Source organism: Pseudoalteromonas phenolica, from assembly GCF_001444405.1.
Taxonomy (GTDB): domain Bacteria; phylum Pseudomonadota; class Gammaproteobacteria; order Enterobacterales; family Alteromonadaceae; genus Pseudoalteromonas; species Pseudoalteromonas phenolica.
Genome location: NZ_CP013187.1, coordinates 2,026,212 through 2,039,071 on the forward strand (window position 1 = coordinate 2,026,212; position 12,860 = coordinate 2,039,071).

The 12,860-nt window shown below is 40.9% G+C and carries 13 protein-coding genes; 3 read left to right on the top strand and 10 right to left on the bottom strand.

Annotation, left to right across the window (positions count from 1 at the left end; genetic code table 11):
- Position 1: 1 nt before the first annotated feature.
- From PP2015_RS08850 to sdhC, 5 genes are all read right to left on the bottom strand, one after another.
- A complete protein-coding gene (locus tag PP2015_RS08850; protein WP_058029929.1) occupies positions 2–2,815 on the bottom strand; it encodes a 2-oxoglutarate dehydrogenase E1 component in 2,814 nt (937 codons plus the stop codon).
- Between the two features lie 84 nt (positions 2,816–2,899).
- Positions 2,900–3,610 (bottom strand): succinate dehydrogenase iron-sulfur subunit, encoded by a 711-nt coding sequence (locus tag PP2015_RS08855; protein ID WP_058029930.1) that lies wholly within the window; start codon positions 3,608–3,610, stop codon positions 2,900–2,902.
- Between the two features lie 9 nt (positions 3,611–3,619).
- Positions 3,620–5,392, bottom strand: a complete 1,773-nt coding sequence (gene sdhA, locus PP2015_RS08860; RefSeq protein WP_058029931.1) for a succinate dehydrogenase flavoprotein subunit — start codon at positions 5,390–5,392, stop codon at positions 3,620–3,622.
- On the bottom strand, positions 5,393–5,740 hold the full coding sequence (gene sdhD, locus PP2015_RS08865) for a succinate dehydrogenase, hydrophobic membrane anchor protein (protein WP_058029932.1): 348 nt from the start codon (positions 5,738–5,740) through the stop codon (positions 5,393–5,395). It lies immediately after the preceding gene.
- Complete coding sequence (gene sdhC, locus PP2015_RS08870; protein WP_058029933.1) at positions 5,731–6,108, bottom strand: succinate dehydrogenase, cytochrome b556 subunit; 378 nt, start codon at positions 6,106–6,108, stop codon at positions 5,731–5,733. The genes sdhD and sdhC overlap by 10 nt, the downstream gene beginning before the upstream one ends.
- Positions 6,109–6,508: 400 nt before the next feature.
- Here sdhC and PP2015_RS08875 point away from each other — a divergent pair, with 400 nt between their 5' ends.
- From PP2015_RS08875 to PP2015_RS08885, 3 genes are all read left to right on the top strand, one after another.
- Complete coding sequence (locus PP2015_RS08875) at positions 6,509–7,795, top strand: citrate synthase (protein ID WP_058029934.1); 1,287 nt, start codon at positions 6,509–6,511, stop codon at positions 7,793–7,795.
- Between the two features lie 80 nt (positions 7,796–7,875).
- Complete coding sequence (locus tag PP2015_RS08880; protein WP_058029935.1) at positions 7,876–9,090, top strand: aminotransferase class V-fold PLP-dependent enzyme; 1,215 nt, start codon at positions 7,876–7,878, stop codon at positions 9,088–9,090.
- A 3-nt stretch (positions 9,091–9,093) separates the two neighbouring features.
- Positions 9,094–9,498 carry a SufE family protein gene (locus PP2015_RS08885; RefSeq protein WP_058029936.1) on the top strand — a complete coding sequence of 135 codons (405 nt, stop codon included), beginning with the start codon at positions 9,094–9,096 and terminating at the stop codon, positions 9,496–9,498.
- Here the strand turns inward: PP2015_RS08885 and tcdA are convergent.
- The 5 genes from tcdA to lpxK are packed head-to-tail and all read right to left on the bottom strand — an operon-like array spanning position 9,495 to position 12,859.
- Complete coding sequence (gene tcdA / locus PP2015_RS08890) at positions 9,495–10,292, bottom strand: tRNA cyclic N6-threonylcarbamoyladenosine(37) synthase TcdA (RefSeq protein WP_058029937.1); 798 nt, start codon at positions 10,290–10,292, stop codon at positions 9,495–9,497. The genes PP2015_RS08885 and tcdA overlap by 4 nt on opposite strands.
- Position 10,293: 1 nt before the next feature.
- A complete protein-coding gene (locus PP2015_RS08895) occupies positions 10,294–10,953 on the bottom strand; it encodes a pseudouridine synthase (protein ID WP_058029938.1) in 660 nt (219 codons plus the stop codon).
- Complete coding sequence (kdsB, locus tag PP2015_RS08900; RefSeq protein WP_058029939.1) at positions 10,946–11,704, bottom strand: 3-deoxy-manno-octulosonate cytidylyltransferase; 759 nt, start codon at positions 11,702–11,704, stop codon at positions 10,946–10,948. Before kdsB ends, PP2015_RS08895 begins: the two co-directional genes overlap by 8 nt.
- Positions 11,692–11,889 (bottom strand): Trm112 family protein, encoded by a 198-nt coding sequence (locus tag PP2015_RS08905; protein WP_058029940.1) that lies wholly within the window; start codon positions 11,887–11,889, stop codon positions 11,692–11,694. The genes kdsB and PP2015_RS08905 overlap by 13 nt, the downstream gene beginning before the upstream one ends.
- Entirely contained in the window at positions 11,879–12,859 is a 981-nt protein-coding gene (gene lpxK, locus PP2015_RS08910) for a tetraacyldisaccharide 4'-kinase (RefSeq protein WP_058029941.1), read from the bottom strand. The genes PP2015_RS08905 and lpxK overlap by 11 nt, the downstream gene beginning before the upstream one ends.
- Between the last annotated feature and the right edge of the window lies 1 nt (position 12,860).

Consider the following 12,860-nt stretch of genomic DNA (forward strand, 5'->3'; position numbering starts at 1 on the left):
CTTATTTCTTAATTGTTAATGCGTCAGCAACTAACGCGTTTTGTTCTTTAGTATGAGTAGACATATAACCACATGCTGGAGCAGCTGAAGCCTTACGTCCTGCGTAAGAAAGATTTGCACCTGCTGGGATTGCTTCCCAGAAGTGGTGTTGAGAACAATACCAAGCACCTTGGTTTTGTGGCTCTTCTTGACACCATACGAAATCTTTAACATGTTGATAGCGAGACATAATGTCTTCCATTTCCTGATGAGGGAATGGATATAGCTGTTCAACACGAACAATAGCAACATTGTTTAATTCAAGCTTACGACGCTCTTGCAGTAGTTCGTAATAAACTTTACCACTACAGAAAACCACTCGTTCAACATTTTCAGGATTGATATCGTCAATCTCATCAATCATGTTGTGGAAAACACCTTCCGAAAGCTCTTCTAGAGAAGAAACAGCTAGAGGATGACGTAATAGTGACTTAGGTGTCATTACAATCAATGGACGACGTAAAGGACGAACTGATTGACGACGAAGCATTGCATAAACTTGCGCTGGTGTTGAAGGAACACACACCTGCATATTATGGTCAGCACATAGTTGTAGGTAACGCTCTAAACGTGCAGAACTGTGCTCTGGACCTTGACCTTCATAGCCATGAGGTAGAAGCATAGTTAAACCGCATAAACGACCCCACTTTTGCTCACCTGAGCTTAAGAACTGGTCAAATACAACCTGAGCACCGTTAGCAAAGTCACCAAACTGCGCTTCCCAAAGAACCAGTGAAGTAGGCTCTGCTGTTGCATAACCATATTCAAACGCTAATACAGCTTCTTCAGATAACACTGAGTCGTAAACTTCAAATGCGCCCTGACCTTCACGGATATTCTGTAGAGGTAGGTAAACAGATGCATCTTCTTGATTGTGAACAACAGCATGACGGTGGAAGAAAGTACCACGGCCAGAATCCTGACCAGTCATACGAACGTCTGTGCCTTCGTCAACTAATGTAGCGTACGCTAAAGACTCAGCCATACCCCAGTCTAGTAATTTATCACCGCTCGCCATTGCTTTACGGTCATCATAAATTTTCTTAACACGAGACTGTGCTTTGTGGCTTTCTGGATAAGCAGCAAGCACATTACCAAGCTCTTTCAACTTATCAACAGACACTTTAGGATCGTAAGCTACGTCCCAATCATGGCCTACAAACTTAGACCAATCAGATGAGTGCTTAGTTTCTTCTTTAACTTCTTCAACAACACATACACCGTTGTCTAAGCCATTGCGGTATTCATTCGCAAGCGCTTTTGACTCATCAGCAGAAATCACACCTTCAGCAGCAAGTTTGTCTGCATAAAGCTGACGTGGCACTGGGTGCTTTTTGATCTTTTGGTACATCAATGGCTGAGTTGCATTCGGCTCATCAGCTTCGTTGTGACCGTGACGACGGTAACAAACTAAGTCAATAACAACATCGCGCTTAAACTGATTACGGAAATCAAGCGCTAGCTGAGTTACAAACGCAACTGCTTCTGGGTCATCAGAATTCACGTGGAAAATTGGTGCCTGAACCATCTTAGCGATGTCAGTACAATAATCTGTAGAACGCACATCTTCTTGCTTAGATGTTGTGAAGCCTACCTGGTTGTTTACAACGATTCGAACTGTACCACCAACGCCAAATGCACGTGTTTGCGATAAATTGAATGTTTCTTGAACAACACCTTGACCAGCAATTGCTGAGTCACCGTGAATAGTAATAGGTAGCGCTTTAGAACCGTTCTTACAACCTAAACGGTCAAGACGTGCTCTTACTGACCCCATAACTACAGGATTAACGATTTCAAGGTGAGATGGGTTGAATGCAAGCGCCATATGAACATCACCACCATTAGTAGCAAAGTCAGACGAATAACCCATGTGATACTTAACATCACCCGAACCGGCTAGTTCACCGTATTTACCAGCAAACTCATCGAAAAGAACCTGTGGATTTTTACCTAGTACGTTTACAAGAACGTTCAAGCGACCACGGTGTGCCATACCAATTACAGCTTCTTCTTGGCCGCTTTCACCTGCACGATGAATAAGCTCTTTAAGCATAGGTACTAATGCATCACCACCTTCTAAAGAGAAGCGTTTTGCACCAGGGAATTTTGCACCTAAATACTTTTCAAGACCATCAGCTGCAATTAGACCTTTAAGAATTCTAAGTTTAGTTTCTTTGCTAAATTGAGGCTGTGAGAAGGTAGATTCTAAACGTTTTTGTAACCAACGTTTTTCTTCTGTAGAAGTGATATGCATGTATTCAGCACCAACAGAACCACAATAAGTGGTTTTCAAGGCTGCATACAAGTCTTTGAGTTTCATTGTCTCTTTGCCACAAGCAAAAGAGCCAACGTTAAATTCTTTGTCTAAGTCAGCATTGTCTAGATCATGGTAAGACAAATCTAGATCTCTAACACGTTCTCGTTGCCACAAACCTAACGGATCAAGGTTTGCATTTTGATGGCCTCGGAATCTAAACGCATTGATAAGCTGTAGTACACGTACTTGTTTAGCATCTGTAGTACCAGCTGCTGCAACAACTACTTCTCTGTGTTTGTTTTTCGCAAGTTCAGCAAATTGTGCTTTCACTTCTGAATGTTTTACATCAACATCCACACCATCAACTTTAGGAAGTTGATCAAACACCTCACGCCATTCTTCTGGCACTGAAGTCGCATCGTCTAGATACGCTTCATAAAGCTCTTCTACATAAGCTACGTTTCCGCCATATAAATGCGAAGATTCTAGCCATGCCTTCATCACACCTTCGTGCATTAATTAGCCCTTTTTATTCGCGCAGAAATTAAACTAAAAACAAGATGGCATCTGCAGATGCCATCTTGTGGATTTAACTATGGATTAAACCGAACGATTTAACAACATAGATTTAATCTGACCAATGGCTTTAGTTGGATTTAAGCCTTTTGGACATACGCTTACACAGTTCATGATACTGTGACAGCGGAATACGCTAAATGCATCATCTAAATCTTTCAGACGCTCTTCAGTCGCAGTATCACGGCTATCCGCTAAGAAACGGTAAGCGTGTAATAGACCTGCAGGACCAATGAACTTATCTGGATTCCACCAGAATGAAGGACAAGATGTTGAACAACAAGCACATAAAATACACTCATAAAGACCATCAAGCTTTTCACGATCTTCAACACTCTGAAGACGCTCAATACCACCTGTTGGCTTATCATTAATTAAGAAAGGCTTAACTTTCTCATATTGAGTGTAGAACTGAGTCATGTCGATAACAAGGTCACGAATGACTGGTAAACCTGGTAAAGGACGTAAAATAACTTTGTTGCCCTTTAATGCAGATAACGGAGTAATACATGCAAGGCCGTTTTTGCCGTTCATGTTTAAACCATCAGAGCCACATACACCTTCACGGCAAGAACGACGGAAAGATAGTGTTGGATCTTGCTCTTTTAATAATAAAAGCGCATCCAAAACCATCATATCACGGCCTTCTTCTACCTCGAGTTTATAATCCTGCATACGTGGCGCGTTGTCCACATCAGGGTTATAACGATAAACAGAAAATTCTAATGTTGCCATCGTTAACTCCTAGTAAGTACGTGCTTTAGGTGGGAATGCTTCACGCGTAGTCGGCGCAAAGTTTACATCACGTTTAGTCATCACATCTGACTCTGGGTGATGTAATGAGTGACATAGCCAGTTTGCATCGTCACGCTCTGGGAAGTCAAAGCGAGAGTGAGCACCACGGCTTTCAGTACGGAAGTTTGCAGCTACGGCTGTAGAGTAAGCAGTTTCCATAAGGTTGTCTAACTCAAGACATTCGATACGTTGTGTATTGAAGTCTGACGACTTATCGTCAAGACGCGCGTGCTTAAGACGCTCACGAATCGCTTTAAGCTGCTCAAGACCTTCGGCCATTGAATCACCTTCACGGAATACCGAGAAGTTAAGCTGCATACACTCTTGTAAGTCTTTCTTGATTTGCGCTGGGTCTTCACCTTTACCAGGTTCAGAGTTTTCCCAACGATTGAAGCGAGCAAATGCTTCATCAATGTTATCTTGCGTCGCATCACCTGTAGATTCGAAATCTTTAAGGTAAGTACCTAAGAAGTTACCTGCCGCACGACCGAATACAACAAGGTCAAGTAGTGAGTTACCACCTAGGCGGTTTGCACCGTGTACTGATACACATGCAATCTCACCAACAGCGAATAAACCTTCAACGATGCGCTCGTCACCGTTTTCATTCACGTTTAGTACTTGGCCATTTACGTTAGTCGGTACACCACCCATCATGTAGTGACAAGTTGGGATTACTGGAATTGGCTCTTCTGCAGGGTCAACGTGTGCGAATGTCTTAGACAGATCACAAACACCAGGAAGACGTAGGTTAAGCATTTCAGCACCAAGGTGATCAAGCTTAAGTTTGATGTGTGGACCCCAAGGACCTTCACAACCACGACCTTCACGGATCTCTGTCATCATTGCACGTGCAACAACGTCACGACCTGCTAAATCTTTAGCATTTGGCGCATAACGTTCCATGAAGCGTTCGCCGTCTTTATTTAGAAGGTAACCACCTTCACCACGACAACCTTCAGTTACAAGTGTACCTGCGCCAGCAATACCCGTTGGGTGGAACTGCCACATTTCCATGTCTTGCATAGCAATGCCAGCACGAACTGCCATACCAACACCGTCACCAGTGTTGATGTGTGCGTTTGTTGTTGACGCATAAATACGACCAGCACCACCTGTTGCAAGTACAACAGCTTTTGATTTGAAGTAAACAACTTCACCTGTTTCAATACAGATGGCTGTTACACCAACAACGTCACCCTTGTCATTTTTAACAAGGTCTAACGCATACCACTCAGAGAATACGTTTGTTTTGTTTTTAACGTTTTGTTGGTAAAGACAGTGAAGAAGTGCGTGACCAGTACGGTCAGCTGCTGCTGCAGTACGCGCAGCCTGTTCGCCACCAAAGTTTTTAGATTGACCACCAAATGGACGTTGGTAAACACGGCCGTTCTCGAAACGCGAGAATGGTAAACCCATGTTCTCAAGTTCTGTGATAGCTTCTGGACCTGTCTTAGTCATGTATTCGATAGCGTCTTGGTCACCGATGTAATCAGAACCTTTAACCGTATCGTACATGTGCCATTCCCAGTTATCTTCATGAGAATTACCAAGAGCAACTGTAATACCACCTTGCGCAGACACTGTATGCGAACGAGTTGGGAATACTTTAGAGATCAGGGCACAGCTTTTGCCTGATTCAGAAATCGCAAGAGCAGCACGCATACCAGCACCACCGGCGCCTACTACTACTGCATCAAATTCACGAACATTATATTTCACTTAAACACCCCATAAAACGAATAGACCAATTGCTACGTAAGCAACGGCCATAAGGTTTAATACGAAACCTAAAACTGAACGCAACGCAGATGCTTTCACATAGTCTGTTAGGACTTGCCAAAGACCAATGCGAGTGTGAACCATAATGCACACTAAAGTGATAAACGTTGCTGCTTTAACGAAAAGGTTTGAGAATAAACCCGTCCAAGCTTCATAAGTAAGTTCAGGGGTAAGGAATAAATAACCAACGATAAAGAATGCATATGCTGCAATGATTAACGCGGTAGCACGTAATGATACATAATCTTGTACACCATCACGCTTCAGAGTTGCTTGATTTAAGACCATATCCACACTCCAGCTAGAATTGCAACGATTACCCAAAGTGCAATCGCAATTTTAGCGCTGCTATTGCCCGATTCTAATTCTTCCCAGTGACCCATGTCTTGGATCATGTGGCGAATACCACCGATTAGGTGATATGAAAGCGCCGCGAAGGTGCCCCATGCAATGAATTTTGCAATAAAGCCAGTGAATAGCTCTTTTACAAATTCAAACCCTTCAGGAGAAGAAAGAGACTCAGACCAAGCCCAGATAACAAAAGTTAAAGCTATGAACAATGCCACACCCGAAATACGGTGAAGGATTGATGCTTTAGCAGTTGCTGGCATAGATATAGTCGTAAGATCTAGATTTACAGGTCTTTGCTTTTTCACAGTTACTTGCCCATCTTGCCCACATAAGGAGCTTCATCTACTTGTTTTTATAAAACCATTTATACCGAATGTATAAATGACACACTCTAAGTAAACCTTTTTTGCAACAGAAACGAATTTTTGTTGTAAAAATAGGTTTACCCACAGACGACATGGTATTAAACCGCATACAGTATATAAGGCCGTGAGTGCTTTTACAATTCTTGTTTAGATTGAGAAGCTTGCGAATTAGCCAATGGTATAATATTTAAACTTGAGTAGAATATTTATTATTCATTTTTGCATAATCCTTATAAAAATTGACTTTACACCCCTGTTATACGTTAAAATGATCTGAATTTGCTTAACATTAGTATCACAACATAACAATCGACATTGTTATTTCATAGGAGATAAATAGATGGCAGATAAAAAAGCCACAGTCCATATTGATGGTCATGATCCAATCGAACTTCCGATTTATTCTGGCACTGCAGGTCAAGATGTAATTGACGTTCGTACCCTAGGCGCTCACGGCCACTTCACATATGACCCAGGTTTTATGTCTACTGGCTCTTGCGAGTCATCTATTACCTACATCGATGGTGGCAAAGGTGTTCTACTTCACCGTGGTTACCCTATCGAGCAGTTAGCTGAAAACTCAAACTACATCGAGTTATGCTACTTACTTCTTAACGGTGAACTTCCTACAGAAGAACAACACGCTGAGTTCGCAGAAGAAATCACAACTAATACTATGATGCATGAGAAGATTGCTGCTTTCTTCCAAGGCTTCCGTGTAGATTCACACCCAATGGCTATGCTATGTGGTGTTGTTGGTGCACTTTCTTCATTCTACCATGACGATTTAGACATCTCAGATGCTGATCAGCGTCATCGTAGTGCGGTTAAACTAATCGCTAAGCTGCCTACTATTGCGGCTATGTGTTACAAGTACAACATCGGTCAGCCATTCGTTTACCCACGTAACGACCTAAGCTATGCTGAAAACTTCCTTCACATGATGTTCTCAGTACCGGCTGAAAAGTATGAAGTCAGCCCAGTTCTTGCTAAAGCAATGGACCGTATTTTCATGCTTCACGCTGATCACGAGCAAAACGCTTCAACGTCTACTGTTCGTTTGGCTGGTTCATCTGGTGCAAACCCATATGCATGTATCGCTGCTGGTATCGCGTCACTATGGGGCCCTGCGCATGGTGGTGCAAACGAAGCATGTTTAAACATGTTAGAAGAGATCGGTTCAGTTGATCGCATTGACGAGTATGTTGCTAAAGCGAAAGACAAGAACGACCCATTCCGTCTAATGGGCTTCGGTCACCGTGTTTACAAAAACTTTGACCCTCGTGCAACAGTAATGCGTGAAACGTGTCACCAAGTACTTGAAGAACTAAACATTCAAGATCCGCTACTAGACGTTGCAATGCGTTTAGAGCAAATTGCGCTTGAAGACCCTTACTTCATCGAGAAGAAACTTTATCCTAACGTAGACTTCTACTCAGGTATCATTCTTAAAGCGATTGGTATTCCAACAAGTATGTTCACTGTGATCTTTGCAATGTCTCGTACAGTTGGTTGGATCTCACACTGGGATGAGATGCTTTCTCAACCTGGTCACAAAATTGGTCGTCCTCGTCAGCTTTACACTGGCTACACACAGCGCGACTACAAAGCAAAATCAGAAAGATAATGCTTTAAGATTTAAAAAAGGCCGCACTCGCGGCCTTTTTTATTGTTATAATTTGCGAAATTTTACTTAATCTTTCTAGTATGTGCCTTATCTCTGAACTTAGACAACAGTTTCCTATCTTGACTTCAAAGAATGAAGACCCATTTATCTATCTCGATTCAGGTGCAACAAGCCAAAAACCGCGACAGGTTATCGAGGCAATAGATTCTTTTTATCGCGAGCAAAATGCAAATGTACACAGAGGTTTACACACACTAAGTGCTGAAGCTACCTCAGCATTTGAGTTAGCCCGTGAAAAAATAGCTAATTTTTTAAATGTTCAGAGTAAAGAAATTGTTTGGACGGCAGGTGCAACAGATAGCATTAACATTATAGCGAATGGTATTAAAGCCCAGCTAAAGCAAGGTGACGTGATATGTGTATCTGCTTTGGAACATCACGCAAACATCGTACCTTGGCAAGAATTATGTAAACAAAAAGGCTGTATTCTTAAAGTTTTACCTATCACAAAATCGGGGATTTTAGATATAAAATCATCTGTTGAGTTAATTTTCGAACAAAAACCAAAAATAGTGGCCATAAGCCATGCTTCAAATGCTTTAGGAAATATTCAACCTGTAGAAAAAATTATTGAAGTTGCTCATGAAGTTGAAGCAACTACTGTTGTTGATGGCGCACAAGCCTTTATGCACCTTCGCCCTGATCTTCGTAAACTTAACTGCGACTTTTATGTGTTTTCTGCACATAAAGCATTAGGACCGACAGGATTGGGAGTTTTGTATGGTAAATATGACCTATTAAACGCACTTAATCCTTTAAGGTTTGGTGGCGAAATGATCAAAGAAGTCTCTTTTGAGCAAACATCATTTCAAGATGCACCAAGCAAGTTTGAAGCAGGTACTCCAAATATTTCAGGTGTCATTGGTTTTTCAGCTGCGCTCGATTTTCTAAATTCAATTAATCACAATGATTTACTAAAATACGAAAAAACTCTCTATCACTATTTGCTTACTCAGCTAAACGGTATTAATGGCATTATCATTTATGGTGATACAGAAAATAATATAGGCACGGTGAGTTTTAGATATAAAAATGAACACCATTTTGATTTAGCAACCTTATTGAATGGCTATGGGATCGCAATACGTAGCGGTCACCACTGTACACAACCTTTAATGAAGTCACTTGGTATCGACGGTACAATCCGTGTAAGCCTGGCCTTTTATAATAATCGTGACGATATTGATGCATTTATTCACGCATTAAAAGAGTCCATTGACCTACTTGAAATCTAAAGAATGACGTATAAAGAATTTAAAGAAAAACTTTCAGGTTTAAAATCTTGGCAATTAATGTACCGAGAAATCATGTTACTCGGTAAGAGCTTACCAGAAATGCCTGAGCTACTAAAAACTGACGATGTTTTGATTAAAGGCTGTGAAAGTAAAGTGTGGCTGAGAGTTGAGTTGAGTGATGATCAAATTCTTGTGCTGATTGGTGATTCTGATACCCGCATTGTCAAAGGTCTGATGGGACTAATTATGCTTATGCACCAAGGTAAAACGCCTGAGCAAAGCTTAAGTATTAATACATATGATGAATTCGAACAATTAGGCTTGATCAAGCACTTAAGCCCATCAAGAGGAAATGGTATCAAAGCCATTGCAGATACCATTCAAGAGAAAGTAAAACAGTGGCTTTAAGCCGCCACTGTTTTTTTCTTTTTCTCTAGATATTTTTTTATTGCTTTTGATGAAGCGAAAAAGCCAAAACTAGCTGTGACCATAGTTGCAGAGCCAAACCCAGTCGCGCAGTCCATATTCTTTGCCCCCTCAGTGCCCTGCTTTGCTAAACACACTTCACCATCACCTGTGGGGTAAGCCAATTGCTCAGTTGAATATACACAGTCTACTGCAAATTTACGCTTAGGATTAGTAGTGAAGTTGTACTTTTTGCGTAATAAATAACGGACTTTAGCCATTAACGGGTCTTGAGTCGTTTTCGCCACATCACCATATAAGATTTGGCTTGGATCGATTTGACCACCTGCACCACCAGTTGTAATAACTGGAATTTTGTTTCTTTTACAATGCGCGATCAGTGCCGCTTTTTCATTTACCGCATCAATACAGTCAATAACATAATCATAACCAGTGATATATTCACGGATATTCTCTAGCGTTAAGAAATCATCTACAAGTTGAACATCGCACTCTGGATTAATTTGTCTAATACGCGCAGCCATAGCTTCTATTTTTTGTTCACCAACAGAGTCGGTTAACGCATGGATCTGACGATTAATATTGGTCACACAAATATCATCCATATCAATCAAGGTGATTTTACCAACACCTGTTCGTGCTAGAGACTCTGCAACCCAACTACCAACACCGCCAATACCAATGACACAAAAATGTGCTTCACCTAGCCATGTTAAAGCTTGTGCACCATATAAACGGCCGATGCCACCAAATCGTAATTGTTGCTCTTCTGTCATGTTACCAATCTAAATTCAAAGGCGCTTTCCATTGTTGAAAAGCATCTGTTGTTACTAGTTTATTAAACTCTTTACCTGACTCAGGCAAATAAGAAAAATACTTGTCTTGTCGCTGCCATTGAAATGACAAAGCAAAGGCATGTAGATATACCCTGTCGGATGGCGAGGAAGTATATGCAGTATCGCCCAATATTGGACTTGAGATACTTTTCATCGCCACTCGCAGCTGGTGTGTTTTCCCTGAGAATGGTTTTAATATTACCCCTCTCAAGCCTTCACCGAGACTTGTTGAATAAAAGCGTGTTACAGCAGGGTTATTAGATGTTTTCTCGAGCTTATAGGTACCACGCCTAGACGCTGACATATCGCCTTTTATCCAACCTTGTTTCTTCTTAGGTTTACCTTCAGTGATTGCCAGATAAAACTTATCTACCAATCGATTTGAAAATAGCTCAGTTAGACTAGCCGCTGCTTGACTAGATTTAGCCAAGACGATTAAACCTGAGGTGACCTTGTCTAACCTATGAACAGGATAAAGTTTGTAAGCTTGCTGTGCTTCCAAAAGCGCAACGAAACCCGCGCCTTGCTCAGAGTGAAAGCTCAGACCAGCAGGTTTTACTGCAACGATAAAATCAGCTTCGTCAGAAATAACTTTAAGCATTGCCACTCAGAATGTTATTAACTCTAACCAAGTCTTCAGGGGTATCAACACCTGCATAAACAGGTTTACACGCTTTGGTGATTTTTATTTGATAACCGTGGTACAAAACACGCAACTGCTCTAGCGACTCTTGAACCTCTAATGGTGAGACATCAAGATTTAGATATTCAGAAATAAAACCCGCTCTGTAAGCATAAATACCCACATGTCTCTGAAAGTGCTGCAAAGGAATCGCTTCTTTTTTCGCTAGCATACTATCTCTTTGAAAAGGAATAGACGCACGAGAAAAATATAACGCGTTGTTATTCACATCTTGAACAACCTTCACTGCATTTGGATTGTAAACCTCTTCTTCGTCTACAATATCCACGCTTAGCGTAGCCATTGGTGCTGTAGAGTTAAATAGCAGCTCTGCAACTTGGTCGATATTTTCAGCTTCTAATAGCGGTTCATCACCCTGAACATTGACAATAATCTCATCTTTAGAAAGTGACAGTTTTTCAACTACTTCTGATAAGCGTTCAGTCCCAGATTGATGATCTTCTCTGGTCATTAAAACATTGTCAGTAAAGGTTTTAACTTTATCAAAAACAGTTTGGTGATCTGTTGCAATATAAACTACTTTAGCTTTTGATTGGCACGCTTGCTCGTAAACTCTTTGGATCATTGGTTTACCACAGATATCGGCCAAAGGTTTGCCTGGTAATCGAGTTGATGCGAAACGCGCAGGAATAACGACTATGAATTCCACTGCTCTACCTCATCAGCAGAAAGCTCACGTGCTTCATTTTCTAACAAAACAGGAATATCATCATTAACAGGGTATGCTAGCTTAGCTGCCGTGCTGATCAATTCTTTATTTTCTGCATCGTACTGTAACTTTCCTTTTGTTACTGGACATGCGATGATTTCTAATAACTTTCTATCAAATGCCATGTGTAATACCCTTTTGTTTTAATAATTGATCGATTTTTACAATCAATTCTTTGGTTGGTGTGGCGTCTACTTTTAAGTAATACCAATTATTTTTTGCAAACTGCTGACATTTTACAGCATCTTTTTCTGTCATAAATACAGCTTGAGACTCTGTACCTGTAAAGTCTTGTTCAGTATATGCATGATGATCACGAAAATGTTTTCGGTCAACAAGCTTTTTACCAAGCACTTCGAGGCTTTTTTCAAATCGTTGCGGAGAACCAATGGCACTGACAGCAATCCCCTCATTCGGTGAGTCCTCAGCAAACTCTTTGTTTTCAACCCTATAAAAACCTGATGAAGATAACTGATATGAGAAGAGACTGTCGCCACCATTTTCTATTGCTAAATCAACACTTTTAATACGTGAAGGTAATTCGCGTAATGGGCCCGCAGGAATTAAAAAACCATTTCCGAAACGTCTTTTCGAGTCGACTATACAAAACTCAATAGCTCTTGGCATTTTGTAATGCTGCATACCGTCATCAGAAACAATCACATCAACTTTGTATTTTTCTTTGAGTATTCTGTAACTCGCTTCTCTATCAGCGCCTATTACCAATGGACATTGTAATCGATTATAAATTAGGAAGGGTTCATCACCGGCTTCTTCTACAGTAGATGTACTTGTTAATTCATAAGGATATACAGGCGCTTTAGCACCATATCCTCGACTGATTACACCAACTTTCAGTCCCTTACTCTCTAAATGCGGTACCAACCATAAAACAAACGGGGTTTTACCGTTGCCACCAATACTAATATTACCAACTACTATGATTGGTATTTCAACCTTAAATGATTTAATAACACGGAGTTTAAACAATAGCTTTCTAAAGCTGGATAGCAGAAAAAAAAGGCCACTTAATGGAGCGAGCAACCAAGTGATCGTTGACCTCTTTTTATACCAAGATGATTCTATATAGCTCATA